The sequence below is a fragment of the Actinomadura luzonensis genome (genome assembly GCF_022664455.2).
Taxonomy (GTDB): Bacteria; Actinomycetota; Actinomycetes; order Streptosporangiales; family Streptosporangiaceae; genus Nonomuraea; species Nonomuraea luzonensis.
The window spans coordinates 1282957-1307702 of record NZ_JAKRKC020000001.1 but is presented as its reverse complement, the minus strand read 5'-3'; the positions used below and the strand labels follow the sequence as shown (position 1 = coordinate 1307702).

Here is a 24746-nt window from a genome sequence, read left to right as displayed (position 1 = left end):
ACGAAGGAGACAACACTCATGGACCGCCAGGAACGAGGCCGCCGCGAATACACGGCCATGATGGGCTCCACCCCCGAGGAGGCCCTGGCCGGCCTGCGCAAGCAGTCGCCGGAGCTGTTCGACGGCATCCTCGAGGGCTTCGGCGGGCCGATCGCCCGCACCGAGCTGAGCCGTACCGCGAGGGAGCTGGCGACCGTCACGATGCTCGCGGCGCTCGGCGGCGCGGAGCCGCAGCTCGCCGTCCACACCGCCGCCGCGCTGCGCAACGACGTGACGCCCGCTGAGCTGCGGGCCCTCGCCGAGCACGTGTCCCTCTACGCCGGCATGCCGCGCGCGCTCAACGCGCTGCGCGTGATCGACGAGGTGCTGACCGCCGCCGGAACCCCCGCACCGGCCGTCCTCCAGCGGGTACGGCTCGCCGACCACGAGACCGTCGTCGCCCGGCGCGGCGAGTCTGGGCCGCCCGTCGTGCTGCTGCACGCGCTCGGGCTCGGCTGGCGCATGTGGGAGCCGGTCATGGAACGGCTCGCCGCGACCAGGCGGGTGTACGCCTACGACCTGCGCGGACACGGCGCGGCCGCCGGCGCGCCCACCTCGTTCACCATGGACGACATCGCCGCCGACCTGTTCGGCGTGCTCGACGCGCTCGGCCTGGAGCAGGCCCACGTGGTCGGGCTGTCCTACGGCGGCGGCATCGCGCAGACCGCCGCCGTCGCCCGGCCCGGACGGTTCGCGTCCCTGGCGCTGCTGGGCACCACCGACCATCCGTTCGAGGCGTTCGAGGGGCGGGCCAGGTCCGCCGAGGAGGAGGGCATGGCGGCCCAGATCGTGCCGTCGCTCACCCGGTGGTTCACCCCGGCCGGGCTCGCCGTCAACGGCCCCGGCGTGCGTTACGCGCGGGAGCTGGTGCTGCGCGCCGACCCCGCCGACTGGGCCGCCGCCTGGCGGGCGTTCAAGGGCCTGGACGTGCAGGGCCGGCTCGCCGGGTTCGAGCCGCCCACGCTGGTGCTGGCCGGCGAGCTCGACGCCTCCTGCACGCCGCAGATCATGCGGGACCTGGCCGGACGCGTCCCCGGCGCCACGTACCAGGAGCTGCCGGGCACCCCGCACATGATGTCGCTGGAACGGCCCGACCTGGTCGCCGCCGCCCTCGACGCCTTCCTCCCGGCCGCGTCGTGAGGGCCGTCTGGTACGACCGCACCGGCCCCGCCGCCGACGTGCTCACCGTGGGAGAGCTGCCCGACCCCGAGCCCGCCGCCGGCGAGGTGCGGGTCCGGGTACGGGCCGCCGGGGTCAACCCGGCCGACGTCAAGCGGCGCCAGGGAGCGGGGGACCGGGTGATGCGCGACCCGCGCGTGATACCCGGCGACGACGGCGCCGGCGTGATCGACCGCGTCGGCCCCCGCGTCCCCACGTCGTGGATCGGCCGGCGGGTGTGGGTGCACTCCGCCAACCACGGCCGCCCGTACGGCACGTCCGCCGAGTACGTGGTGGTGCCCGCCGCCCAGGCCGTCGAGTTGCCCGCGAACACCTCCTTCGAGGCGGGGGCCTGCCTCGGGGTGCCCGCCCTGACCGCGCACCGCTGCCTGTTCGCCGACGGCCCGGTGGCCGGCCGGACCGTCCTGGTCACCGGGGCGGCCGGAGCGGTCGGCCACTACGCCGTCCAGCTGGCCGCGCACGGCGGCGCCACCGTGATCGCCACGGCCCGGACGCCGGAGCAACGCGCCTCGGCCCTGGACGCCGGCGCCCACCACGTGCTCGACAACCGCGCGCCCGGGGCCGCCGAGGCCGTCCTCGACCTCGCGCCCGCCGGCGTGGACCGGGTGGTGGACGTCGCCTTCGGCGCCAACCTGCCGTTCACCTCGCAGGTCATCGCCACCGGCGGCACCATCGCGACGTACGCCTCGGACGCCGTGCCGGAGCCGGCGCTGCCGTTCTACCGGCTGATGCGGCGAGGCGTGACGATCCGCACCACCCTGGTGTTCGTCATGCCGGCCCCGGCCCTGCGCGCCGCCACCGAGCACGTCACCCGCCTGCTGGAGGACGACGTTCTCACCCACCCCATCGCCGCCCGCCACCCCCTGGCCGCGGCGGCGGACGCACACCGCGACGTCGAGTCCGGTCACGCCCCCGGCAAGGTCCTCATCCTCCCGTGACGTGGTCATCGGGATGGTCGGAGGCGGTGACTGCTGAGCAAGGGCCGGGCACGAGCCCGCCCGGGCCCAGCTCGGGACTGATTCCCGACCCGCATGTTCTCCGCACCTTCCTGGGCCTGCACGCGGTGGGCGTCGGCCGCGCGTCGATGCGCTCCACCTCCAATGCCCCTTCCGGATCATCCACGAGAGCCGGGTGATCCTCGGATCCGCGGACCTCGCATGGCTCGAGAGTGACGTTCGTGGCACCGGCGGGACCGGCAGCGAGCGCACCATGTACGACTTCATGGCGGACCGGCTCGATGCGACCTTCGCGGAGCTACGGCCGGTCGTGGCGGAGGCGTTTCCGGTCAGCTCCGGCCGTGCCGAGGCATGGCGTTTCCTGCGCAGGAACGCCGAGCACGTGGTGTTCCCGCCTGAAGAGCCCGGTGATGAACGGTGAGCCTTTGCCGTGTGCCCGACAGGAGCGGTTGTGCGTCCCGCGCCGGCACCGACGACGGCCCGTTATCGGATCGTGATCAACCATGCGCGCCGGCGGAAGGTCGAATCCCGCATGAAGATCCTCTGCGGGGCGCTCGCCGTCCTCTCGACGCTCATCACCGCCTCGGGTGCCGCCCGAGCGGCCGTCCCCGCAGAGGGAACATCCGCCCCGATCCGGTACGCCGCCGCCTCCGACTGCGACAAGGACCCGCGCAACGCCGCGTGGTGCGGCTCCTGGTGGTACCGGACGACCGACGGCAGGCGACACCCGCTCAGCGGGGCGGGCCGATGGTCGGACGCGGTCGCCGTCAGCGGCGACGGCCGCCGCCTCGCCTACGTCAGGGCCAAGGACACCCGGCTCGTCATCCGCGACCTCGACGGCCGCACGCGGGTCTCGCGGGCCAAGGCGTGGCCGTCGCGGTCGGAGCTGGACGTCACCCGCGTGACGATGTCGTACGACGGCTCCCTCGTGGCGGTGACCTGCTGCTGGGCCGGCTTCACCGACCATCGCGCGCGGGTGTACGACGCCACCACCGGCGCCCTGCTGGCCAAGGTGCCGGGGGTGTCCGTACATGACGACGCCTTGAGCTTCAGCGGCGACGGCGACCAGCTCCTCGTCAGGACGTACCACGACAAGCCCGGCAAGCTGAGCGTCCACGACCTGACCGGCAAGCGAATCACCAGTGTCGTGCCGCCCCGGCTCATCGGCGACAACGCCTCCGCCGCCGCGCTGCACGCCGATGGCCGCACCGTGGCCGTCTACGTCACCGGCCGCAAACCCGCGATAGCCCTGTACGACCTGGAGACCAGGCGAGTCACCGCCACGTTCCCCGTCCCCGCCTCAGGCCAGAAGGTGGAACGGGACCCCGCGGACGGCCGGATCGCGGAGGTCTACACGGACGTCAGGCTCGACTGGACGGGCGAGTCCACGCTGCGGATGGTCAGGAAGACCGGGTTCAAGCTGGTACGGGTGAAGGTCTACGACATCGACGTGGCCACCGAGGCGGTCGTCCTCAAGCGCGGCTACTCCGTCGCCGGAACCGTCGCCGAGGCGATCAGCGGCCTCTGACCCCGGCCCATCGGGACGTGGGCGAGGTCTGGTGCCTGGTGTTCGCCGAAGGCCTCGGCGAACACGAGGCGCTCACCCGGGCCGGCGCCGAGCCTTCCTCTCTGCGGCCGATGACCTACGCCGAACTCATGGACGGCGGCCTGGTCCCCGACACCCTGCTCGCCCATCGCGTCGGCGGCTGGACCATGCTGCTCGAGGTGAACGGCACGGAGGTCGCCGACGCCTTGGCACGGGTGTCGGCGGGCACCCGCGCCGTCGCGGTGTCGTGCGACGATCACGCCTCCGACCTGTTCGCCTCCGCTGAGGACGGCGAGCTGGTCACCTGTTTCGATCCGGTCGATCCCACGTCACGATGGGGTACGGACCCCGACCGGCTCACCGCGCTCATGGGTTCCACAGGTCTGTCCCCGGAGCCCGGCGCGGCCGGCGACAGCTCCGGCTCCGACGACGGCTTCGGCTCCGGCGATGGCTCCGACGACGGCGAGGTCCGGGGAGTGGCGGAGGCGCTGGTGCTCACCGCGGAGATCACCGGTGCCATGGTGACGCCCGAGACCCTGGGGAGCCCATGGTGGCGGGCACCCGCGAGCCTCCGGCACCAGGACCCTGACCCGCCCTCCCGGGAGGGCGCGAGGGCTCGGCCGTCAGCCGGGAGGCGCCGCGGCGTAGGCGGCGGTGGAGGCCGTGATGCGGCGGATCGCGTGCTGCAGCTCGGCGATGGTCTCCTCGTCGATGCCCATGGCCTGGCTGATGGCGGCCGGGACGTGCCCGCACCGTTCCTGCATCGCGCGCCCCTCGGCGGTGAGCGTGACCTCCACGGAACGCTCGTCGTCAGGGCGGCGTCGCCTGCTCAGCAGGCCGTGCGCCTCCAGGCGTTTGAGCAGCGGGGACAGGGTGTTGTAGTCGAGCCGCAGCTCCTCGCCCAGCTCGCGGACCGTCCGGCTCTCGTGCTGCCACAGCAGCACCAGCACCAGATATTGCGGGTACGTCAGGCCCAGCGGCTCCAGCAGGCCGCGGTAGACGGAGGTGATCCCCCGCGAGGCGGCGTACAGGTCGAAGCAGAGCATGGGAGACAGCGGGCTGGACTGGTGGGAGCCCGCCGGACGAGGCTCGGTCGCGGCCATGATCCCAGTCTATCCCCCTCCCATGTCTGCGATTTGGTCGTGCGCGAGGCATGCGGGCGGCGACAGCCCGTGATCGCCGTCGCCCACGGACCCGGCTTCAGCCCTTCAGGAAGGCCAGCAGCGCCTCGTTCACCTCGGCGGCGTGCGTCCACAGCAGGCCGTGCGGGGCGCCCTCGATCTCGACGTACGTGGCCCCGGGCAGCTGCCGGCGGAACTGGCGGGCCGTGGCGTCGATCGGCAGGATGCGGTCCGCCGTGCCGTGCACGATGAGCGCGGGCAGGCCGGAGGCGGCGACGGCGGTCACGTCGGCGCGGAAGTCGGTGGTCCAGGTCGGAACCGCCGCCGTCGAGGCGTAGGCCGAGGCGCCCGCCGCGACGTTCCAGCTGCTCCGCAGCGCCGCCTCGCTGAGGCGGGTGCCGAGGTTCTCGTCGGTGTTGTAGAAGTCGGCGTAGAAGGTGTCGAAGTAGGCGTACCGGTCGGCGGTCGCCGCGGCCAGGATGCCGTCGAAGACCGACTGGTCCACGCCGGCGGGGTTGTCGTCCGTCTTGAGCAGGAAGGGCTGCAGCGAGGCGAGGAAGGCCACCTTGGCGAGGCGGGCCGTGCCGTACGTGCCGACGTAGCGGGCGACCTCGCCGCTGCCCATGGAGAACCCGGCGAGCACGACGTCGTGCAGGTCGAGCGTGCGCAGCACGATGTCGAGATCGGCGGCGAACGTGTCGTAGTCGTAGCCCTTGGTCGGCCGGCTCGACTGGCCGAACCCGCGCCGGTCGTACGTGATCACCCGGTGACCCGCCTCCAGCAGGGCCGCGGTCTGCTTCTCCCAGGAGTGACCGCTGAGGGGGTAGCCGTGGATCAGCACGACCGGCCGGCCGGAGCCGTGGTCCTCGTAGTAGAGCTCGATGGGGGTGGTGTTCTCGGTGCCGACGGTGATGTAGGACATCGGTTTCTCCCGGTCGGGGCGTTTTCTGCTGACGCGATGACTGTACACGCCTAAATCGCGCACGAGGTAATCGCGGACGTTGTGATGTGCGACACGCCCGTTCCCGAGGCAGGTGAGCACGGAGACCGGAGAACAGAGCTCGCGCAGCACTAAGACCCCTGACTCCGAGACGGCCGCCTTCCGGCGGCGTCGTGGCGCCGGCCAGGATCGCGGCCGGGAAGGTCGCCGACACCGACAGTCAGGCCAGGAGGAGACGCAGTCGCGACCTCGAGTGCCGTCGATAGCCTGACAATCGCCACGCATCCAAGACCCTCTCGCGGGTGCCCTCGGCGGCCTGTCAAGGGTCTGGGAAGCAACGATCTGCGGCCGAGAAGCCGCAGGTCAGAGGGCGAAATGCCTGGTGGGGAAGAGCGCCCCCGCCAGGATTCGAATCTGCGGCGCCCCGTCCGCGCCCGTGCTGCCGGCGGTGCCCGGCACTCCTGGCGGCTCAGTCCGCGACTATCACCGGCAGAGCACTGACCAGCGCAACCCGGGATGTACTCGTCGGGATACGCCGGCGCCGACGGCGCTGCGGCTCAGGCGTTGTAGCCGCCGTGGGCGTCGAGCTTGGCGCCCGTGACGTACGACGCGGCGGGGCCGGCCAGGAAGGCGATCGCCGCGGCGATCTCGTCGGGGTGTCCCTTGCGTTGCAGGGACAGCGAGCTGAGCAGGGCCTTGAGGGTCTCGGGGTCAGGCGCGTCCATGCCGCCCTCCATCAGCCCGGCTTCCACGACGTTGGCGGTGATGGCCCGGGGGCCGAGGTCGCGGGCGACGCCCATGGTGTACCGCTCGACCCCCGCCTTGGTCGCCGCGTAGTCGGCCACGCCCGGGACGCCGACTCGGGTGCCCAGCCCGGAGCTCACCGTGATGACGCGGCCGCCCTCGCGCAGCACTCGGGAGGCGGCCCGGATGAGGGCGATCACGCCGAGGTAGTTGGTGGCGTGCATCCGGTCGAGCGCGGCGGTGTCGGCATCCGGGTCGTCCACCGTCCCGCTCACCGAGATCGCGGCGTTGTTGACGAGGATGTCGAGGCCGCCGAAGTGCGCGACCACGTCGTCGATCAGAGCCGGGGCCTGACCGACGTCCGCCTGGTCGGACCTGAACGCGGAGACGTTCGCTCCCTTCCTGCGTACCTCGTCGACGACGGCCTGCGCCTGCTTCTCGGAGTTGACGTAGGTGAACGCGACGTCGGCGCCCTGCTCGGCGAGCAGCCGTACGGTGGCGGCTCCCAGTCCGCGGGATCCTCCGGTGACCAAGGCGACCTTGTCCGTCAATGGCTTGTTCATTCTTCTTACCTCACTGGTCGGCTGACCGAACAGACGTAACAGTAAAGGTTACGACATCCTGTCGCAACTTAAGTTGTTACGACAGGCATTGTCGTAACATCGGAAGTTGCGACCGGAAGGAACGGGTTCATGAGCGCCAACAGCAGGTTGACCATCGCCGCCCACGCGCTGGCCTGGATCGGCCTCTACCAGCGCCAGGGCCACGAGGTCGCCACCTCCGAGCAGATCGCGTCCAGCGCGAGCACCAATCCCGTGGTGATCCGGCGGCTGCTCGGCGACCTGCGCCGGGCGGGGCTCGTGGAGTCCCGGCGCGGGGTGGGTGCGGGCTGGACGCTGGCGCGCGACCTGGAGTCGATGACGCTGCTCGACGTGTACGAAGCGGTGGAACCCGGCCCGCTGTTCGCGTTGCACCGCGCCGCCCCCGACCCGGGATGCGTGGTGGGGTACGGCATCCAGCCGGCGATGCAGCGTATCTACGACGGTATCGAGGAGACCCTCCGGCGCGAGCTGGCCCGCGTCACGCTGAACGACGTACTCCAGGACGTCCTTGCCGCGCCTCGTCAACTCGGCACCACTGGCTGATGCCCGCCGAAGCCGCGGCTTCCGCCCTGGTGAACGGACAAGTCGGGACGCACTGTCCTGCCCTGGCCGGCGGGGACGGGACAGGACGCACCATCATCCGGGCAGCCGGCTCGAACTCCTGTAGGACCGTGAGCAGGGGTCACAGAAATTCGCTGCGGTAGGTCGGGGCCAGCTCGGCCGCGCGGCGGCGGCGTTCCGCGAGGTCGTCCGGCGACAGCTGCGGCGGAGGCGCGTCCACGCCCGGTACGGCGTCACCGATGCGCATGAAGTACTCGTCCTGCCCGGCCGGGGTGCACATGCAGAGCATCCGGGCCGGTGCGCCCGAGACGTTGCGGAAGTTGTGCGGCGCGTTGGCCGGGATGTTGATGGTGGACCCGGCCCGCACGAGGTGCTTCTCGCCGCGGAAGGTGAATTCGATCTCGCCCTCGAGGATCGTGAACATCTCCTCGAAGTCGTGCCGGTGCGGCGGCGGGCCGCCGCCGTCGGGCACGCGCATGTCGATCAGGCAGTACGCGCCGTTGGTCTGCTCGCCGGTGATCAGCATGCCGTAGGTGTTGCCTACCAGGGAGATGTAGGTGGTGGCGGGGTCGTCGGGGTTCGCCACGGTCAGCGAACGAGCGGGGTCGTCGTCGGGAATCATCGTGATCGTCTCCTGGAGTGTGCGGTTGATCGGTTCGAACGGCTGGGCGACGAGGCGTCCCCCGGAGGTGACGCCGCCGGTGTGCATGAGCTGGAAGCCCTCGGCCCTACAGTGACTTGAGGACGCGGACGCGGTCGGCGGTGGCGCGTTGCGCGACGTCAGCGGTGAAGGCGATCGAGTCGAACTCGTGCGGGGCTCCGGGGTGCAGGTGGAACTCCACCGGAACGCCCGCGCGGCTCAGTTTGGCCGCGTAGGCGAGGTCCTCGTCGCGGAAGACGTCGAGCTGGCCCACCTCGAGGTAGGCGGGCGGCAGGCCGGTGGCGTCGTCGAGCCGGGCCGGAGCGGCGGTGGGCGGCACCGCGGGGCCGCCGGCGGCCTGGCCGAGCAGCGCCGGCCACGCGGTGCGGCTGTCGTCGTAGGACCACAGCGCGTACGGCTCGATGTGGGGGTCGGGGGTGGCGGGACGGTCGTCGAGCATCGGCATGATCAGGATCTGGTGGGCGATCTGCGGGCCGCCGCGCTCGCGGGCCAGGATCGCCAGCGCCGCTGCCAGGCCGCCGCCGGCGCTGTCGCCCATCACCGCGATCCGGTCGCGGTCGACGCCCAGCTCGGGAGCACGCTCGTACAGCCAGCGCAGCGCGGCATAGGCGTCCTCGAGCGGCGTCGGGAACGGGAACTCGGGCGCACGGCGGTACTCCACCGACAACATCGGCACACCGGAGGCCGCCACGTAACGGGCGACCGGGCCGTCGAACAGGTCGATGTGGCCGAAGATGTAGCCGCCGCCGTGGAAGAAGAGCACGGCCGAGCCAGGCGTCGCGCCGTCCTTGACGTACCAGCGCACCGTGATCCGCGCGCCGTCGGCGGCGGTGACGGTGTGGTCGGTCATCGTGACCTCGGCCGGCAGGGGCTGGGCGTCGCTCGCGGCACCGATGATCGGCTCCCACAGGGCGCGACGCCCTTCGATGTCGCCCACGGCCGGTGGGGTGGCCGCGGCCATCGCCTCGGCCATCGGGGCCAGCGCCGCGGCGATCTCGGGATCCAGGGACAACGTCATGGCGGTTTCTCCTTCGAGCGGGGTGGGTCAGGCGGTGGGCGCGAGGACGGCGGTCTTGCCCGGCAGCTCGCCCGCGCCGGCTCGGGCGTGGAGTGCGGGCAGGTCGGCCAGCGCCACCCGCTGGGCGACCTCGACGCGCAGCTCGCCGGTGTTGACCCGGGCGACGAGGTCGGCGAGCTGGTCGGCGTCGCTGCGGACGAACAGGTCGATGCCGCGCACCCCGCGTTCCTCGTCGGAGGGGGCGGGCATCCAGACGGTGGTGTTGACGAGAGTGCCGCCGTCGCGGACCAGCGTGACCAGCGCGGCCAGCTGTTCCGGGGCGACCGGCGCGAGGTTGAGCACGAGGTCGACCGGCTCGCTGACCGCCGCCGTCACGTCGGTGCTGGTGTGGTCGATCACCTCGTCGGCGCCGGCGGCCTTGACCCGCTCGGCGCTGCGCGGGCTCGCCGTGGCGATCACGTGGGCACCGACCTCCTTGGCCAGCTGCACCGCGTAGCCGCCGACCGCTCCGCCGGCGCCGTTGATCAGCACCCGCCGGCCGGCGGTCAGCTTGCCGTGGTCGAACAGCGCCTGCCACGCGGTCAGGCCCACCAGCGGCAACACCGCCGCGTCGGCCAGCGGGATGTTCTTGGGCGCCCCCGTCAAGCTCTGCGCCGGGGCGATCACGTACTCGGCGGCGGCGCCGGGTCCGGCCATCGGCAGGAAGCCGACCACCCGGTCGCCGACCGCGACCTCGTCCACGTCCGCGCCGAGCGCGTCCACCGTGCCGGCGACGTCGATGCCGGGGGTGTGCGGCAGCTCGACCGGGATCGGGCCCTGCATGTAGCCGGCGCGGATGTTGGCGTCGACGCCGTTGAACGACGTCGCGGCGACGCGGATCCGGACCTGGCCGGCTCCGGGGGTGGGCTGGGCCACGTCCTCGTAGCGCAGGACCTCGGGACCGCCGAACTGGTGGAAACGTACTGCCTTCATGGCCGAACCTGCCTGTGTGAGTGTGCCGTTGTTGCTGGAGACGTCACTCAATGTCGCAGGATCCGGCGGGGTTAGCCTGGGCCAGGCCGGCCCACCTTGATGATGGCCGGTTCCCCGCCGTCGGAGCCGATCTTCGCCAGGCGCGCCGCATCGGCCGAGCCCGGCGACGCGGTGAGCATCGAAGCCACCAGATCGGTCGCGGTCATCCGCGGACTGCGGCCGGCCTCGACCTGGAGAAGCTGGAGACGCTCGAGACCCTTGCGGAGATCTGGCGAACGGGCTGTGCTTGTGCGCGATCCACCACAAGCTGCTCGACAAGGGCGTTCTCGGGCTGACCGCGGAGCACGCCATCTCCATCTCGGCCAGGTCTGGACGCGGTCGAGCAGGACCACATCGGCTGACACCGCGGCCCGGTGTTCCGCGCGCCCGCCCGTGACCGCGCCCACGCGGTGGTGGCCGCCATGGAACGCGGCCTGCTGCGGCGGGGCCGAGAACCGGCATCGTGCCCGGACGCCCGCGAGTGAGGCCGTCGCCCCGGTCGCGAACGGATCCAGCGCTCACCCCTGGAGCTGGCGGGTGATCGAGGGGTCGGTGATCGCGGTGTCGTTCGCCAGCAGGAACGCCTTGCTGATGATCAGCGCCAACCGGCCGTCCTCCTCGAACGGCAGGAACAGGCCGGGCTGAGGGCCGCGGGCGGAGACGATGCACAGGTAGGCGTCGTTGGGCTCCATGAGGATGTTCGCCGAGCCGAGATGGATCTTGTAGGTGCGCAGGTCGCCCCGCACCACCAGGTACCGGTCGGTGAGGGTGCACCTGCCGGCGATGGCCGTGCGGCCGATCAGGCGGGACAGCGCGTCCCGCCGCACCTCGGCGGAGGGGTGCAGCGGAGCGAACGAGCCGTTCTGCCAGTGGTCGCGCAGCCGGTCGGGCCCCTGTCCGGTCCACTGGGGGTCGGTGGTGATGGAGGCGACGCCGACGAACAGGTCGATGTCCCGCATGGCCTCGCTGAACACCAGCGCCGGCACCTCCGTCAGCGGCACGTCCTGCCACACGCCGCCGGTCATCCGCTGGAAGCGGGTGCGGCCGAGCTCGGCGTGGGCGTCGTCGCAGAGGTAGTGCTGCAGCGTCGCCCGCCAGCCGCCGCCCGACATGACGCGGTGCGCGTCGCCGTCCTCCTCCCAGTGCCCCTGGAAGCGGGACTGCCAGCCGCGGTCCTTGAACAGCGCGCGCAGCCGGCGATAGTGCACCACGTGCCCCTCGAACCTGCTGGACCAGTGACCGGCCGCCTCCTCCGCCGGGGTGAGCAGGTAGATCTCGCGGAACGCCTGCTTGAACGGCTGGCGCAGCTCCTTGCCCTGCACCTCCTCCCGCCAGCCGCGTACCTCCTCCACGGACGCGCGGGCCGGATGCCACAGCCGCACCGGCAGATCCGGCGCGGTCAGCCCCAGCTCGGCGCGCCACACGCCGGGGGAGACCTCGAACTCCCAGATCAGCCGCCCGGCGATCGGATGGCCTTCGAGCTGCCGGTACGGCGGGGACGTCTCGCCGGTGTAGCCGGCCTCCAGCGCCCTGCCCAACGTCAGCTGCTGTTGCTGGGTCAGCTTGGCGAGCTCGCGCAGCCGCTTGACCTCGTCGGGGTGCTCCCGCTTGACCGCCGCCGGGACCGATCTGAGCTTCTTGTCCCCGTGCCACCACGACAGCTCCACCCCGCCGTCGGTCGAGATCACCGCCGTGTGCTCGCCGAACGTCTGCCGTACCCGCCCGTCCGGGATCCTGAACGCCACCTCCAGCCGCTCGGCCAGAGCCGGCTCCATGCGCTTGAACTTGCGGTCGAGCTGCATGGGCACCCCGCCGTGCCGGGTGATGCGGCGGGCGGTGCGCAGCGCGGAGATCGCCTCAGGCGTCGGACACTGCTCGACCGCGCGGGCGATCTCGAACAGCAGCGCCTGCGAGGGCAGCGTCCTGGCCTGGGTGGGGGCGACCGCGATGCCGCGTACCAGCTCGTCGAGCAGCTCGGGCAGCCAGGGCTCGTCGCGGTGGAGCGCCAGCCGCACGGCCCGGCCGAGTGCGCGCTTCTCGCCGTCGTCGAACGCTTTCTCCGCCTTGTACGGGATCTCGCCCGCGTGGATCGCCGCGACGCGGGCCCGCGCCATCTCCAGCGCCGTACGCGCGAAGCCCGGGTAACCGGGCAGCCCGCCGAGCCATTCGGGCAGGCCGGGCACCAGCTCGGGAAATCGTTCCGCCTCAAGGAACAGCGCCCGGAGCTCCACGTCCCAGCCGAGCAGCACGTCCATCTCGGCGAGCGCGATCGGGCCGTGGCTTTCCGCGAGCGTCGCGCGCACGTCGGCGTCCATGCCCGCCAGCCCCGCCGCCACCAGCACGGGGAGCCGGCCGTACGCGTGCCGCCTGTTCTCCTCCAGCAGGAATCCGACCAGCTCACGGGCCGGCTCGACCAGCCGCCGCCTGGTGCGCTCGTCGAGCGCGTACCGGGCTCCGGGCGTGGCGACGGGCGCTTCGAAGCCCACGCCCACGAGGCCGACGCTCAGGCGGGAGGCCGCGGGCCAGTGGGTGGGATCGTTCGAGGTGCCGGTGATCAGGTGGAGCAGGCGCTGCGCGAGAGGGGACAGGACGCCGTCGAGAACGCTCACGTCAGCCACCGACCAGCGGAACGAGCTTGACGAACGACACGACGGGGTCGGCGGCCAGGTCGATCTGAACGTCGAGGTCCTCGATCTGCCGGTCGCCGACCAGCAGCAGGAAGCCGTTGCGGGCGAACGCGGCCTCGGCGGCGTCGGCCTGCTTCTCCCAGTCCAGCCTGCGCGCCGTGCGTAAGCGGTAGCCGTTCAGCTCCGCCTCGGCGTCGGTCGGCTTGACCAGGCCCCGGAAGTGCGATTTCGGGGCGGCGTTGTGGCGGGCCACCTCCTCGCGTACGCGCAGCCGTACCAGCTCCCGGGCCGAGATCCGGTCGGGCAGGCCGGGCAGGGAGAACTCCTCCAACGCGCGGCCGGTCGCGGACTCGTCGCGAAACGTCACCGATGCCATCGGCCATCCTCGTGTTGTCGTGATCAAGTGATGGCGCTATCTATAGCAGCGGAGAACGACAGAACGCCCGCACCGGTCAGAAGTACTTGGAGGTCAGGTCGGTGGTGGGCCAGGAGGACACGCTCACCTTGTTCATGTCGTCGTCGATGCCGTCGTAGTCCAGCGAGCCGCTCTCCTCGCGCCGGTTGAACAGCAGCGCGTAGCTGAACCCGTTCTGCAGCCGGGCGAGGTAGGCGAACGTGCCCGGCATCGAGCCGTCGTGCCAGGTGTTGAGGTGGCCGGTGACCTGGCGGCACCACCAGCCGCCGCCGTACCAGGAGCCGTACTCGTTGACGCCGGTCTCCGGCTTGGCCACCAGCTTGGCGATCGAGGCGGAGCTCAGGACGGTGCCCGGCCGGTCGAAGGCGAGGGTCCAGCGGACCAGGTCCACGGCGGAGGCGAGCCAGCCGCCGTTGGCGTCGTGGTTGGGCATGTTGAAGCCGCCGTAGGGGTACGGGACGACGGTGCCGGAGGTGTCCAGCACGGTCTTGTTCGTGTACTGCGACTCGTAGCGGACCTCGCCGGCCGCGGCCTCGCTCCTGAGACTCTTGCCGAGCATCATGCGGGTGATGCCGAGCGGCTGCAGCAGCCTGGTCTGGACGTACGTCTCGTAGGGCTGTCCTGAGACCTTCTCGATGATGCGGCCGAGCAGCAGGTAGCCGTAGTTGCTGTAGACCATCTTGGTGCCGGGGGCGTGGTCGAGGGGGCGGGCGGTGGCGTACCGGATGATGTCGTCGTGCCCGATCGGCAGCGGGACGCCGAGCGCGGCTGCGATGGTGTGGTCGATCCAGAGCTGGTCCTTGGAGACGTCGCGGTCCCAGCCGCCGAGGTGCTGCATGAGGCGGAGCACGGTGACCTGCTCCATCCTCGGGTCGGCCGGGGTGAGGCCGAGCAGCTGGGTGACCTTGGCCGACAGGCTCAGCCTGCCGTCCTCGACCAGGCGCATGACGGCGGCCGAGGTGATGTTCTTGCTCAGGCTGGCGATCCGGAACAACGACGTCGGCGACGGGGTGACCGGCATCCTGGAGTAGTCGTCGTAGCAGTAGCCGCGCGCGAGCAGGATCTTGCCGCTCTTCATGATGGCCAGCTGCGCGGCCCTGATCTGGCGGTCCAGCACGAACTTCTTGAGCACGTTGTCGTACCCGGCCAGTTGCGTGGGCGCGGTTCCCGACGTTCGTACGACGGGGGTGGGCGGCGCCGCCTGCGCCGGTCGTCCGGCGAGCAGCGCCGCCGCGGCCGGCGCTGTCGCAAGAAGAGCCCTGCGGGAAAGACCGGTCACTAATGCCCCTTAAGTAACGTCCAATACTTAAGGGGCATAGCTTACGGATGTCGTGGTGTTCGGCGCAGCGAAGCGGAGCAACCGGGCGTAGCGTCAGCGGACCCGCCAGGCCGGCGAGGACATGATCACCGCGGTCGCGGCGGCGAACACCAGCGTGACCAGGGCCGCCGCCGCTGCGAAGGTCAGCGCGTCCGGCTGGACCAGGGCCTGACCGCGTTGCGCCTGCCACAACACCAGCCCCGTGATCCCCGCGTAGCCGAACGCGGCGATGACCACCAGAGCGGTGCGGACGCCCGCCAGAACCGGGTAGCGGCGGCACAGCAGCCTCAGCCCGATCGCGACCAGCGGAATCACCTGCATGGCGTGCAGCCCGACGAAGTGCGCCACCCGCAGGTCGCCGGCGCCGGTCTCCCAGCCGGTGACCGGCATGACGGCGCCGCCGTCCGGAGCGCCCACGCTGTGCGCGCCGATCGTGGCCAGCTCCAGCCCGTTCGCCAGGTCCTGGGCCTGGCCCGGGGTGGGGGCGGTCATCAGGTAACCGACCGACATGCCGGCCAGCGAGATGACCATCCCCAGCGGGATCGCCCACGCCATCGCCCGGTCCACACGCCGCTGCGCCACCAGGAAGACACCCAGCGCGAAGGTCATCAGCCAGCCCAGGTAGGCGGCGCCGCCCATGACCATGAACACGGTCTCGTCCAGGCCGGTGGAGAAGTTGAAGTGGCTCGGGACCCCGCGGGCCGCCTGGAACGTGATCGCCGAGATCTCCGGCACCAGGAACCCGGCCACGGTCACGGTGCCCAGCCACCACAACGTCCGCCGCCAGCGCCTGGCCTGGCTGATCATCCAGGCCAGGGTTCCGGCGTACAGGCCGAAGGAGACCGCGAACTTGAACGGTTTGAGCCACACGCTCTGGCCCAGCAACGTCCGCCCGTCGATCACCAGCCCCAGCGCGCTGACAGTGGCCAGCACCGCCATCGCCGCCGCGCAGTAGGCCAGGGGGCCGTGCCGGCTGGTGGTGGCCTTGTGGTGACCTTCTCGTTGCAGTAGCCGCGTACTGAGCCCTTTTCATCCTGAGTAGCGGCCCTCTTCGATGAGCTGCAGGACGAGGATGGCCTGCACGATCGTGGTGGCGCGGTGCGGGCAGCAGCGCAGCCGGGTCAGGACCTTCCAGGTCTTCAGCGTGGCAACGGCGCGTTCCCCGCAGGCGCGGATGCGGGCGTGGGCGCGGTTGACCGAGCGCTGGTGGTGCGACAGCGGCGGCCGCAGCCGGTGGCCTTTGAACGGGGTGCGGATGCTGCCGCCCGCGCCTTGATAGCCCTTGTCGGCGAAGGTCTTCACGCCTGCGGCCCTCAGCGCGTCGATCAGGCCGGTGGCACGGGCCGCGGTCAGATCGTGCGTGGCACCGGGCAGCGCGGGGGAGGCCCAGACCAGCCGGCCGGCCGGACCGGCCAGGACCTGCACGTTCATGCCGTGGCGGCGGTGTTTACCGGAGTAGTACGGGCGTTCGTTGGCCAGCCGGTCGATCGGGATGAGGGTGCCGTCCAGGATCGCGTAGGCCAGCCGGCCGGCGCGTAAGACGGCGGCGTGGACGTCGTCGGCGAGCCTGGCGAGCAGGTCGATCGCTTCCCGGACGTAGCGCCAGGCGGTGCTGGTGCCGATGGCGAAGCCCGCGGCCAGACGAGCGTAGGTGTCGCCGCCGCGCAGGTGGGCCAGGACCAGCAGGGCTTGCCGGGATGCATCCAGCCGCCGCCATCGGCAACGGCGCTCGGCACGCCGGGCGCGGATCAGCTCGGCCAGGCGGATCAGGGTGTGATTGGACAGCGGGATCGCGGCAGGGTAAGACAGCAACGAGGCTCTCCGGTAGAGGCATCGGATCTTGGTCGACTGCTGTCTTACCGGGAGCCTCTTCTCATGCCAACCCGTCCCGGCGTCGCCCCTGCTGACCAGCGCGATCAGGTTGGAAAAGCCTCACTCATGATGACTCCCTCGCGTCGTCTGCGTGCAACTCTGCTCGTCACCAGGTCCGGCGCCCATGGACGTGATCACCGGCTCGGCATGACCTCGTCATAAGCCGGACATACGGGACCGGATGGGGAGGGTCGCCGTTACGACGGGGGGCCGGGCCGCGCGCCGTGGCGACGACCACCACCGGCACGATGGCCAGGGCCAGGAGACCGGACGCCAGCCCGCCCACGTCGCCCGCGACGGCGATGGAGAGGCCGGCCAGGCCCTGCCTCTCGGTGCGGACGGCCAGCGGGACGGTCATCGGTGATGATCGCGGTGCTGGGGACGGGGCCGAGGCTCCAGTTCAGGCCGAGGTCACGGCCCAGGGCGAGCAGCGCCAGCGCCACCGCGAACGAGGCGACGGAGTCACCGGGGGCGGTGGTACCTGGGACCTGGAGCCCGCGATGCCTGATGATCTGAGTTCGGGAGGAGGGCGGGTGCCGTTGTGGTGATCCATGTCAAGCGCTCATGGGCCACCTGCACGCCTCACGGTGTCAGGCGCAGCTCGAAGTCTGGTGCGTACAGGTCGGGGTCCAGGAGCTGACTGGCGGGAGTCCTGCTTTGTGGGCGTCTGTGAGGATCTGGTTGACCCGGCCCCGCGCATAGGCCATGTCCGGCTCCGGGTCCTCGACGCGGGTGAAGCCCGCGGCTTGGCGGTCGTCGGTCCACACATGTCCGAGCAGTCGTCCGTCGCGGTCATGCAGGGCTGCCCGTCGCACCGGTCCTGCTGCCTTGAAGTCGTAGGAGTCGTCCCGCGAGACGGTGATGGGGGTGACGTAGTCGTAGAAGCGGGGGTTCGGGGTGTCAGTCATCGAGGGGCTCCTTCCACCCGAGGTCAGCGTCTATGGACGGCTGGCCGCTCCAGCCAGGCGGCTTCCACGTCTGTTTCCGGCCTTCGTCAACTTCTCTGGAAGTCCCGAAACATCACCACAGGTGTCTCAAGCTCCCTGATCGTCCGAATATTTCTCTGAGATCACCTCATTGAGACCGCTCGCCACGCCTGGCTTCGAAGAACCAGTATGCTTTCCGTGCGCGGGACGATTTTCACCTCATTTCGGCCCCATCTCCTGAATTTGGTGTTGCCACTCTCCTACAAGGCTTTTGATGAGCAGGGCAAGGCCAAGGGCGACTCCTGCAACGATGGCGGTGATGATGACCCATTCCACTGCAGATGCCCCTCGATTGGGGGCGTTACGGGCCAGTTGAATATGTATGCCTAGTTGTGCCTGAATGTATACGATCCATGGATGTTTCATTCGAAACCTCTCTGTGCGCCATTACTGAGACGAATGTTGCAACTGCACGGCAGTCAACAATGGCGATACTGACCGGTTGCGTCTATTCGCTTGACGTGTTCGGTATCCAACTTAAAGTTAGCATCCTCGTTCCATAGAGAAACGGAGATCGCATGGCTACGTGGAGTTCCCGATCGTTCGTGGCGCTGCCCTCGGCCTGGTGTTCATCACCGCTCTACCCGCAGTGGCGCACGCCTCCAACTACCAGGACCGCCATGAAGATGGCTCTGTCCAAGTCGCGGCCGACCGATTGTGGGTGAAGGCGTGTGACAGTCGCAGCGACAACCGGGCCTACAAGGTTCACTGGATGAACGACAACTTCGCCGACTTCAGGTATTGGGAGGTCAGGGCTCCGCAGGGCGGCCGCAAGACTGACAGTTCAGCACTAGGAGATGTTAAGTGGTTCAGGCTTTTTTGGGGGCACATCGGGCCGGAAAAGCGGGTTGTCTGGGATGGGGCGAATCCGATGAGGTATCCCGGTAAGTGAGCAGGTTCTGAGGACGTACGGAAGTGACCGGTTGCCATAAGGTAGCTGTGTGCTTCCGTACAGTCGAAAAGCGTACGAAACAGAAAACCGCCGGAGCTACCGGGTGATCGGCAGAGAAACCTTTCCCCGCGTAAGCTTTACGGAGATGACGGGACGGACCTTCAGTATGCTGGCCGGCTCACATGCTCAATTCTCACCCTCGCCGTAATAGCTCCCAGCAGCCTGACGGGTATCCATTCACGCTGCCGTTGAGCTGGGATCTGGTCGGGGCAGACACACCGGTTCTCGGCACCACCACGGCCTGGCGCTACGTCCGGGAAGGCGTCGACCTCTGGCTGCACTGGCCGACGACGTGCGCGCCACCGCGGCGCGATCGTCGCGGCCGGCCCATGCCATCGCGGACGGCAGCCTCATCCCGTTGGATCGTCTGGCCGACGAACGGCCCTACTACAGCGGGAAGCACAAGCAGTACGGGGTGAACGTGCAGTTGCCGGCCGATCCGGTGGGCCGGCTGGTGTGGGCCCCGCCCGCACTGCCGGACGCCGTTCATGACGTGACCGCCGCTCGGAAGATCGGCCTGATCGACCCCTTGACCGGTGCCGGCGTGAAGACCATTGCGGACAGGGGCTGTCGAGGCGCGGGCGGCACGATCCGGACGCCGCCCAAGCGCCATCGCCACCGTCCATGGCTGTCACGCAGACAGCGGGACGTCAACCGCTCACATGCCCGCATCCGCGCCATAGGCGAGTACGCCGTCACGACCTTGAACGCATGGAAGGTGCTCACCAAGCTGCGCTGCTGCCCGCATCGTGCGACCGCGCTCATGCAGGCCATCCTCGTCCTCCAACTCGTCGAAGACGGCCGATACTCAGGATGAAAAAGGCTCATCGTGGTAGGCCAGATACGTCCACACGTCAGAGGCCAGCGGCACCACCGTTCCCGCCTCGCACGGCCATGCCTGGCCGGTTTGTGGATGCCGTGGTACCAGGGCGATGTCGGTGTCGTCGGTAGGCAGGCCGGGGCCGGCCAAGGTGAGGTGCCGTTGCGGTGGTCCCGGTGGGAGCAGGCCGTCGATCGCCCGACGGAACGCCTTTGCGACGGGCCCGTCAGGGACGGATACCCGCTTACCGTTCGAGGCCACCAGCAGGTGCGCCAGTGTCACCGCGACCGCGGCCTCCCACCGGGGGCTCCAGCAATCACGCGGGTCGGCGGGTGGCGTGCTGGGCAGTTCGTCCCAGTCATTGCTCCCCTGGCGAGAACGAGCTCTGGTCTCCGGCGTGGCCAGGCGCGTTCCGTCGACGACTGCGACAGGCTTGACCACCAGGATAAGTAGGATGTTCATACACAGGTTGAATGCGTAGTGTCTTAGCCTCGTGACGGATCGCTTCGGGCGAGGTACGACCGGAGCATGCGGTACGGGCAAAGGGGTGGGTACACGCCCGCAGAGCAGGAACGGCGGGAGCGTGTACGGCTGCAGGCGGCCGAGTGGTTCAAGGCCGGGGAGTCGACCAGGGCGATCGCGGTGCGGTTACGGGTGCACGAGCGGTCGGTGACACGCTGGCGCAAGGCCTGGCGCGAAGGCGGTGGTGCGGAGGCGCTGCTGTCGAAGGGGCCGGTCTCGAGGGAGAAGCTGTCGGCCGCTCAGTGGGCACGGCTGGATGCCGAGCTCAAGCGCGGGCCCCTGGCCTGGGGCCATGTCGAGGATCAGTGCTGGACCTTGGGCCGGGTCAAGACGCTGATCGGGCGGTTGTTCCACATCGGCTACACCATCGAGGGGGTGGGCAAGCTGCTGCATCGGCACGGCTGGTCGGTGCAGGTGCCGGCCCGGCGCGCCATGGAGCGGGACGAGGAAGCCGTTGCGCTGTGGAAAGCCGAGGTGTGGCCGGCGGCAAAACCACCGCGGCGGACCTGGGTGCCTACCTCTGCTTCGAAGACGAGGCCGGGCAGGGACTGAGGCCGCCGAAGGGACGTACCTGGGCACCGGTCGGCGCCCGTCCGGTGGTGACAGTACGCGGCAGAGGCTCCGGCCGCATCAACATGGCCGGCGTCGTGGCCTTCCGCGACGGCGAACGGCCGCACCTGTTCTACAAGCTGCACGTCTACCACGGCCGCAAGGGCGAGCCGAAGACGTTCTCCTGGAGCGATTACCGGGACCTGATCGTGGCCACCCACCAGCAGCTCGGCGCACCGCTGGTCTGGTGCTGGGACAATCTCAACGTGCACCTGGACGGCCGGCTCGCCGCGTTCGCGGCCGAGCACGCCGACTGGCTGCGCCTCGTCCAGCTGCCCGCCTACGCGCCCGAGCTGAACCCGGCCGAGGGCGTGTGGTCGCTGTTGCGCCGTTGCCTGGCCAACTTCGCCGTCACCGACCTGTCCGGTCTCGCGCGGATCATCAAACGCAAGCTGAAAAGGATCCAGTACCGGCCCCACCTGCTCACCGGCTGTCTGACCCAGACCGGCCTCACCCTCGACACCCCGACAAAACCATGACCGACTCTACGAATTCAACCGGTGTAGCTACCAAGGACCAAACCTGCCGCTATTGCCTCAATTCAGACATCTCAGAGAATGGCTTCCATACTCAACTTGGACATTTCGCACCAAAATGGGTTGAGGCATGTCGGCATGCCTCTTCTGGTGGCATTCTAGACCTATGAGCTCTCAGTCTCGGCGGACTACCGCACGAAGCCAGCGCCCTGCGACCGTCGAGCGCAATATCTACTTCTACCGGATCGATGCGGGAGCTGATGAGTCTGGAGTCCCAAGAAACGTCGACATGGAACTAGCTGCCGCATTTAAAGCAATCGAGGACCTGCCATTTGAGTCTGACAGCGCCCGGTACATGACACAGGCGGACGGAAACACCCTTTGCGTATGGGTAGATGACGTGTCGGAAGTCACGAGGATACGCCTGGGGTCCATTCGAAAGAATGGGTTACCTCAATCTGAATTCGGTGGCAGGCTGCGCAATCTTTCGCTCGAAGACAATGAAGGTATATGCGAGATGTCGCATATATGCTTTTTTTCAAGCGGCATCGTAGGTGTAGAACACAACTACTACGGACCCCGGGCAACACGGCTGCCATCGTACGTCCAGTATGCCCTATCTGGATCTGTAACGCCCTTCACGTTGGAAGCGCTTCTTCGCCATAATGTGGCCAGTCAGCTGCAAGGAAGGAAGTCCATTCGCAAACTCACGATGCGAGTGCGTCGGTCCTACATCGCTGCCATATCCGAGGCAAATGAATCCCTAGGAAAGGCCCTCGAAGCTGCAGCCATGGGCAGTGGCGCAGCGACTGTGGGCATAGTGTTGCAACCCGAGCCTTACAAAAGAACAAACCTCAAGCCAGAGCTGACCGAGTTCCTGCGTAAGATCATAGGTCGGGAAGACCTGCATGAACAAACAGAAGAATTAAGAGCTGCAATCGTCGATGATGCTACTGGGAAAGTTGATGAAATCAACCTCCTCGCGGATCACTTGATCAGTAAAAGATCAATACTGCGATTGACCGCAAGATCAAGGGTTCTCGATAGTAGGGATGCGTACCGGACGATCGTGGAGGCCTACCGCGACATTTATGAAGATCTCTTGTCGGCGTCGTCGGCTAGTCTGTCCTCTGAGGGCTGAGCTCATCTCCTGAAAGGCAAAGACAGTGCGACGAGGGCGAGTTCCACTGTTCCTCAAAGAGTTTCTGGTATTTATTGTCGCGTCCACTGCCACATACAAGCTGTCGTTCATTCCGGTCTTCGATAGCTTTATTCAGGAAATGCTGGCAGGCCGCCGCAAGGAATTGTATGCGGCAATCTTAGGTTTACATGGCACGCTACTCGGATTTATAATCGCAGCAATCACGATAGCGATGACCTACGTGAGCTCACCACGGTTTGAGATATTGCGTCAGACCAAGCATTGGCCTCACCTATTTGGATCCTATACCAGAAGCATGCGCTGGGTGGCCTGTACAACTCTCTTCTCCCTTCTCGCTCTCCTCGTAGACTATGAAACCGCACAGAATCGCCTGCTGGCTATCCTCTGCTTCGATGCAGTATTCTACGGAGGAGCGATGATTGTACATACGCTATGGGTAACCGAAAAGACGGTAAAGGTTGCAATCTCAGCCAAACCGAGACTTCCCGGCGAATGACCCTTGGGAGGGGGAGTTACGTCATAATGAATCAATGAGCATGTTCACCAAGAACTATTGCCTCAAAGTGCTGATTGAGCGCCAAAAAATATATTCAGGGCCACAGCGGAACCTCAGTATTCGTGTGATCCAGGTCTCAACTCCTGGTTGAGTTGCCTCCTACTTGCGCCCGGCAGAGTACCTAATGCTGTGTAACGCATGCTATAATGATGAGATTCCGCGCACGTTTGGCCTCACCGTGTTTGGTGCAGGCTCTCAAGATAAGGCCCCCCTTGCCGCAGAAGCCTCAGAGGCCAACCAAGTCCAAGTTCGACGATGCAGTTGCACAGACAGTCACTTGGTGTGAAGAACATTCTTCCTTCTTGGAGCCGTTGCCGGAAGAGGCCGTACTCGGGGCCAAGGAAAATGAGCGAAGGCTTCTCAGGGCCTTGGGGGGCGTTGCGAAAGCCCTCGCCGCTGAGACCAAAATACGGACAGAATCCTGGCCAGACGATGTAGTGAGCTGGATTCGCACGTCGCCAGATGTGAAGAGCTCCATAATAGATTTGATTATGGAGCAAAGCCTAGCCGGCGAAGACGTGCTTGGTACAGTATATGAACGTCTCGTGGCAGGGGCGCAACGTCGACGACTGGGAACATTCTTCACGCCGAAAGACGTGATGTCCTACATAGAGGACATCGTGAAAAGACACGAAGAAGAGCCGGCTGCTATTGCAGACCCGGGAGCTGGAGTCGGCGCTTTTAGCGCATCCGCACTGAAGCTATGGCCTGAGGCAAACGTTCATGCAGTCGACATCAACCTTGTAACCCTGGGACTTCTGGCAGCTTCTCCAGCTTTGGCTGGCGCAGGTCTAACGGAAAGACTGACGCTGTGGCGTCAGGACTTTCTCAGTTGGCTGACGAAGGAATGGAAGGAATTAGGAGGGCGCCGATTGATCTACGGCAATCCTCCTTATACAAGGCACCAACTACTCAGCATGGATGAGAAGCGGGCAGCTGCAAAAGCGTCGGGGGTTCTTGCTCCGGCTGGAAGAGCGGGGTTGTCAACCTATTTTTTGGCAGCTTCGCTTCGCGCGCTCAGGGCGGAGGATAGCCTTTGCCTACTTCTCCCAATAAATTGGCTCGAGGCAGATTACGCGCGCTCCGTCCGCCGATATTTGTGGTTGGATTCAACAAGGCCTACTGAGATTCATCTTTTTCCTGACGACGAAGAGGTATTCCCGACAGCCCAGGTCTCGGCTATGGTCCTTTTTGTAGGGCCACAAGCCGCTAACCCGTCTCCGCTTCACCTATTTGAGGTGAAGCGAAATGGTGAGAGCGGATTTGATGGATCTCTCCTCGTATCGAGGGCTCGTGAGGGATCAGTGCCCAGGACCTTTATGCCCAGCGGGCTTGAGGTGTCAGAGGTCGTGGGCGAAGGTTTTCAAGATTCAATTTTGTTGGGCGATATCCTAAAGGTCAGGAGGGGTGTCGCTACCGGCAGTAATACGTTTTTCTTGCGGACGGACAAAGAAGTACAGGACCTACCGCCAGAGACCTATCGTCCTGCACTAGCCCGACTTCGTGAGGTAGAAGAGGACGATCTTACTGAGGAATTGCACAATGAGATGCGCAAGAAAGGCGAGCGTTGCTGGATCCTAAACCTGACCGAAAAGGACAGGGAGCAAGCGGTCATTAACGAGCTACTAACCCAGGCAGAGAGCGAAGGCATTCAGAAAGCATATCTGTGTCGTACGCGGCGACCTGTTTGGTATGAGCTTGAGCGCATTCCTACTCCCCACATAATGATAAGCCCTATGAGCAAGAGCGTTTTCAGGGTCATAATCAATACCTTCGGGGTTACGCCGACTAACACGCTGTACGGATTGTATCTGGAAGAGGCGTTTGATAGTCCCGAAAATAGACGCCGGCTCGCGGAATGGTTGAGGGGCGTGCAAGGACAGTCAGCACTGAAGGCCGTCGCGCGTCGGCATGGAGATCGCCTCCTGAAATTGGAGCCGCGGGCCCTCCTCAGTATCCAAATGCCCATGTCCGTGCTTCGGATCGAAGCCCACCCCACCATTGAGCAGGCTCAGGTTGTTGAGCAGCAAGCTCTCACTTTCTAGCCTTTGCG

The 24746-nt window shown here is 67.7% G+C and carries 25 protein-coding genes and 3 pseudogenes; 14 read left to right on the top strand and 14 right to left on the bottom strand.

Features of this window, described 5'->3' with window-relative positions; genetic code table 11:
- Positions 1-18: 18 nt before the first annotated feature.
- The 5 genes and pseudogenes from MF672_RS06195 to MF672_RS52050 all read left to right on the top strand — a co-directional run.
- Positions 19-1179: an alpha/beta hydrolase gene (locus tag MF672_RS06195; RefSeq protein WP_242381349.1), complete on the top strand. Its 1161-nt coding sequence runs from the start codon at positions 19-21 to the stop codon at positions 1177-1179.
- Positions 1176-2156, top strand: coding sequence for an NADPH:quinone reductase (locus MF672_RS06190; protein WP_242381348.1), 981 nt, complete (start codon positions 1176-1178; stop codon positions 2154-2156). Before MF672_RS06195 ends, MF672_RS06190 begins: the two co-directional genes overlap by 4 nt.
- 193 nt (positions 2157-2349) lie before the next feature.
- The gene (locus MF672_RS06185) at positions 2350-2595 is read left to right on the top strand and encodes a hypothetical protein (RefSeq protein WP_242381347.1); all 246 of its coding nucleotides are present in this window, start codon (positions 2350-2352) and stop codon (positions 2593-2595) included.
- A gap of 111 nt (positions 2596-2706) precedes the next feature.
- Positions 2707-3702: a WD40 repeat domain-containing protein gene (locus MF672_RS06180; RefSeq protein ID WP_242381346.1), complete on the top strand. Its 996-nt coding sequence runs from the start codon at positions 2707-2709 to the stop codon at positions 3700-3702.
- 110 nt (positions 3703-3812) lie between these two features.
- Positions 3813-4250: pseudogene (locus MF672_RS52050) on the top strand (DUF6461 domain-containing protein); the annotation flags it as partial.
- A 93-nt stretch (positions 4251-4343) separates the two neighbouring features.
- Here the strand turns inward: MF672_RS52050 and MF672_RS06175 are convergent.
- The 3 genes from MF672_RS06175 to MF672_RS06165 form a co-directional block, all read right to left on the bottom strand.
- The gene (locus tag MF672_RS06175; protein WP_242381345.1) at positions 4344-4823 is read right to left on the bottom strand and encodes a MarR family winged helix-turn-helix transcriptional regulator; all 480 of its coding nucleotides are present in this window, start codon (positions 4821-4823) and stop codon (positions 4344-4346) included.
- A 97-nt stretch (positions 4824-4920) separates the two neighbouring features.
- A complete protein-coding gene (locus tag MF672_RS06170) occupies positions 4921-5763 on the bottom strand; it encodes an alpha/beta fold hydrolase (RefSeq protein ID WP_242381344.1) in 843 nt (280 codons plus the stop codon).
- A gap of 575 nt (positions 5764-6338) precedes the next feature.
- Positions 6339-7088, bottom strand: coding sequence for an SDR family NAD(P)-dependent oxidoreductase (locus MF672_RS06165; protein WP_242381343.1), 750 nt, complete (start codon positions 7086-7088; stop codon positions 6339-6341).
- 129 nt (positions 7089-7217) lie between these two features.
- Here MF672_RS06165 and MF672_RS06160 point away from each other — a divergent pair, with 129 nt between their 5' ends.
- Positions 7218-7670: an Rrf2 family transcriptional regulator gene (locus MF672_RS06160; RefSeq protein WP_242381342.1), complete on the top strand. Its 453-nt coding sequence runs from the start codon at positions 7218-7220 to the stop codon at positions 7668-7670.
- A 139-nt stretch (positions 7671-7809) separates the two neighbouring features.
- Here MF672_RS06160 and MF672_RS06155 read toward each other — a convergent pair whose 3' ends face one another.
- From MF672_RS06155 to MF672_RS51245, 4 genes are all read right to left on the bottom strand, one after another.
- A complete protein-coding gene (locus tag MF672_RS06155) occupies positions 7810-8397 on the bottom strand; it encodes a cupin domain-containing protein (protein ID WP_242381341.1) in 588 nt (195 codons plus the stop codon).
- A 19-nt stretch (positions 8398-8416) separates the two neighbouring features.
- The gene (locus tag MF672_RS06150) at positions 8417-9367 is read right to left on the bottom strand and encodes an alpha/beta hydrolase (RefSeq protein ID WP_242381340.1); all 951 of its coding nucleotides are present in this window, start codon (positions 9365-9367) and stop codon (positions 8417-8419) included.
- A 27-nt stretch (positions 9368-9394) separates the two neighbouring features.
- The gene (locus tag MF672_RS06145; protein WP_242381339.1) at positions 9395-10339 is read right to left on the bottom strand and encodes an NADP-dependent oxidoreductase; all 945 of its coding nucleotides are present in this window, start codon (positions 10337-10339) and stop codon (positions 9395-9397) included.
- A gap of 71 nt (positions 10340-10410) precedes the next feature.
- Complete coding sequence (locus MF672_RS51245; RefSeq protein WP_302893167.1) at positions 10411-10545, bottom strand: hypothetical protein; 135 nt, start codon at positions 10543-10545, stop codon at positions 10411-10413.
- Between the two features lie 41 nt (positions 10546-10586).
- On the opposite strand from MF672_RS51245, the pseudogene MF672_RS52045 reads away from it, so the two are divergent.
- Positions 10587-10706 (top strand): annotated as a pseudogene (locus MF672_RS52045) (HNH endonuclease); the annotation flags it as partial.
- Between the two features lie 190 nt (positions 10707-10896).
- Here the strand turns inward: MF672_RS52045 and MF672_RS06140 are convergent.
- The 6 genes from MF672_RS06140 to MF672_RS06115 form a co-directional block, all read right to left on the bottom strand.
- Positions 10897-12987, bottom strand: coding sequence for a DUF4132 domain-containing protein (locus MF672_RS06140; RefSeq protein ID WP_242381338.1), 2091 nt, complete (start codon positions 12985-12987; stop codon positions 10897-10899).
- 1 nt (position 12988) lies between these two features.
- A complete protein-coding gene (locus MF672_RS06135; RefSeq protein ID WP_242381337.1) occupies positions 12989-13381 on the bottom strand; it encodes a hypothetical protein in 393 nt (130 codons plus the stop codon).
- 76 nt (positions 13382-13457) lie between these two features.
- Complete coding sequence (locus tag MF672_RS06130; protein WP_242381336.1) at positions 13458-14699, bottom strand: serine hydrolase domain-containing protein; 1242 nt, start codon at positions 14697-14699, stop codon at positions 13458-13460.
- 93 nt (positions 14700-14792) lie between these two features.
- On the bottom strand, positions 14793-15671 hold the full coding sequence (locus tag MF672_RS06125; protein WP_242381335.1) for a hypothetical protein: 879 nt from the start codon (positions 15669-15671) through the stop codon (positions 14793-14795).
- 96 nt (positions 15672-15767) lie between these two features.
- A complete protein-coding gene (locus tag MF672_RS06120; protein ID WP_242381334.1) occupies positions 15768-16550 on the bottom strand; it encodes a transposase family protein in 783 nt (260 codons plus the stop codon).
- 650 nt (positions 16551-17200) lie between these two features.
- The gene (locus MF672_RS06115; RefSeq protein ID WP_242381333.1) at positions 17201-17518 is read right to left on the bottom strand and encodes a hypothetical protein; all 318 of its coding nucleotides are present in this window, start codon (positions 17516-17518) and stop codon (positions 17201-17203) included.
- Between the two features lie 604 nt (positions 17519-18122).
- Between MF672_RS06115 and MF672_RS06110 the strand changes: the two genes are divergently transcribed.
- Together MF672_RS06110 and MF672_RS06105 are read left to right on the top strand one after the other, a co-directional pair.
- A complete protein-coding gene (locus MF672_RS06110) occupies positions 18123-18488 on the top strand; it encodes a hypothetical protein (protein ID WP_242381332.1) in 366 nt (121 codons plus the stop codon).
- 284 nt (positions 18489-18772) lie between these two features.
- Positions 18773-19365 (top strand): annotated as a pseudogene (locus MF672_RS06105) (transposase family protein); the annotation flags it as partial.
- Here the strand turns inward: MF672_RS06105 and MF672_RS06100 are convergent.
- Positions 19357-19830, bottom strand: coding sequence for a hypothetical protein (locus tag MF672_RS06100; RefSeq protein ID WP_247815183.1), 474 nt, complete (start codon positions 19828-19830; stop codon positions 19357-19359). The pseudogene MF672_RS06105 and the gene MF672_RS06100 overlap by 9 nt on opposite strands.
- Positions 19831-19896: 66 nt before the next feature.
- Here MF672_RS06100 and MF672_RS06095 point away from each other — a divergent pair, with 66 nt between their 5' ends.
- From MF672_RS06095 to MF672_RS06075, 5 genes are all read left to right on the top strand, one after another.
- Positions 19897-20442, top strand: coding sequence for a winged helix-turn-helix domain-containing protein (locus tag MF672_RS06095; protein ID WP_247815179.1), 546 nt, complete (start codon positions 19897-19899; stop codon positions 20440-20442).
- Entirely contained in the window at positions 20352-20978 is a 627-nt protein-coding gene (locus tag MF672_RS06090; RefSeq protein WP_308210464.1) for a transposase, read from the top strand. The genes MF672_RS06095 and MF672_RS06090 overlap by 91 nt, the downstream gene beginning before the upstream one ends.
- Before the next feature lie 163 nt (positions 20979-21141).
- On the top strand, positions 21142-22116 hold the full coding sequence (locus MF672_RS06085) for a hypothetical protein (protein WP_242383475.1): 975 nt from the start codon (positions 21142-21144) through the stop codon (positions 22114-22116).
- Positions 22117-22141: 25 nt separating this feature from the next.
- Entirely contained in the window at positions 22142-22633 is a 492-nt protein-coding gene (locus MF672_RS06080; protein ID WP_242383476.1) for a hypothetical protein, read from the top strand.
- A 245-nt stretch (positions 22634-22878) separates the two neighbouring features.
- Positions 22879-24738 (top strand): Eco57I restriction-modification methylase domain-containing protein, encoded by a 1860-nt coding sequence (locus MF672_RS06075; protein ID WP_247815181.1) that lies wholly within the window; start codon positions 22879-22881, stop codon positions 24736-24738.
- Positions 24739-24746: the final 8 nt, after the last annotated feature.

Excerpts from the sequence above, each read along its gene's own strand:
- MF672_RS06195 (WP_242381349.1), top strand. The coding sequence starts at position 19 with ATGGACCGCCAGGAACGAGGCCGCCGCGAATACACGGCCATGATGGGC.
- MF672_RS06180 (WP_242381346.1), top strand. The coding sequence starts at position 2,707 with ATGAAGATCCTCTGCGGGGCGCTCGCCGTCCTCTCGACGCTCATCACC.
- MF672_RS06175 (WP_242381345.1), bottom strand. The coding sequence starts at position 4,823 with ATGGCCGCGACCGAGCCTCGTCCGGCGGGCTCCCACCAGTCCAGCCCG.
- MF672_RS06170 (WP_242381344.1), bottom strand. The coding sequence starts at position 5,763 with ATGTCCTACATCACCGTCGGCACCGAGAACACCACCCCCATCGAGCTC.
- MF672_RS06165 (WP_242381343.1), bottom strand. The coding sequence starts at position 7,088 with ATGAACAAGCCATTGACGGACAAGGTCGCCTTGGTCACCGGAGGATCC.
- MF672_RS06160 (WP_242381342.1), top strand. The coding sequence starts at position 7,218 with ATGAGCGCCAACAGCAGGTTGACCATCGCCGCCCACGCGCTGGCCTGG.
- MF672_RS06155 (WP_242381341.1), bottom strand. The coding sequence starts at position 8,397 with ATGCACACCGGCGGCGTCACCTCCGGGGGACGCCTCGTCGCCCAGCCG.
- MF672_RS06150 (WP_242381340.1), bottom strand. The coding sequence starts at position 9,367 with ATGACGTTGTCCCTGGATCCCGAGATCGCCGCGGCGCTGGCCCCGATG.
- MF672_RS06145 (WP_242381339.1), bottom strand. The coding sequence starts at position 10,339 with ATGAAGGCAGTACGTTTCCACCAGTTCGGCGGTCCCGAGGTCCTGCGC.
- MF672_RS51245 (WP_302893167.1), bottom strand. The coding sequence starts at position 10,545 with ATGACCGCGACCGATCTGGTGGCTTCGATGCTCACCGCGTCGCCGGGC.
- MF672_RS06135 (WP_242381337.1), bottom strand. The coding sequence starts at position 13,381 with ATGGCATCGGTGACGTTTCGCGACGAGTCCGCGACCGGCCGCGCGTTG.
- MF672_RS06115 (WP_242381333.1), bottom strand. The coding sequence starts at position 17,518 with ATGACTGACACCCCGAACCCCCGCTTCTACGACTACGTCACCCCCATC.
- MF672_RS06100 (WP_247815183.1), bottom strand. The coding sequence starts at position 19,830 with ATGAACATCCTACTTATCCTGGTGGTCAAGCCTGTCGCAGTCGTCGAC.
- MF672_RS06095 (WP_247815179.1), top strand. The coding sequence starts at position 19,897 with ATGCGGTACGGGCAAAGGGGTGGGTACACGCCCGCAGAGCAGGAACGG.
- MF672_RS06085 (WP_242383475.1), top strand. The coding sequence starts at position 21,142 with ATGAGCTCTCAGTCTCGGCGGACTACCGCACGAAGCCAGCGCCCTGCG.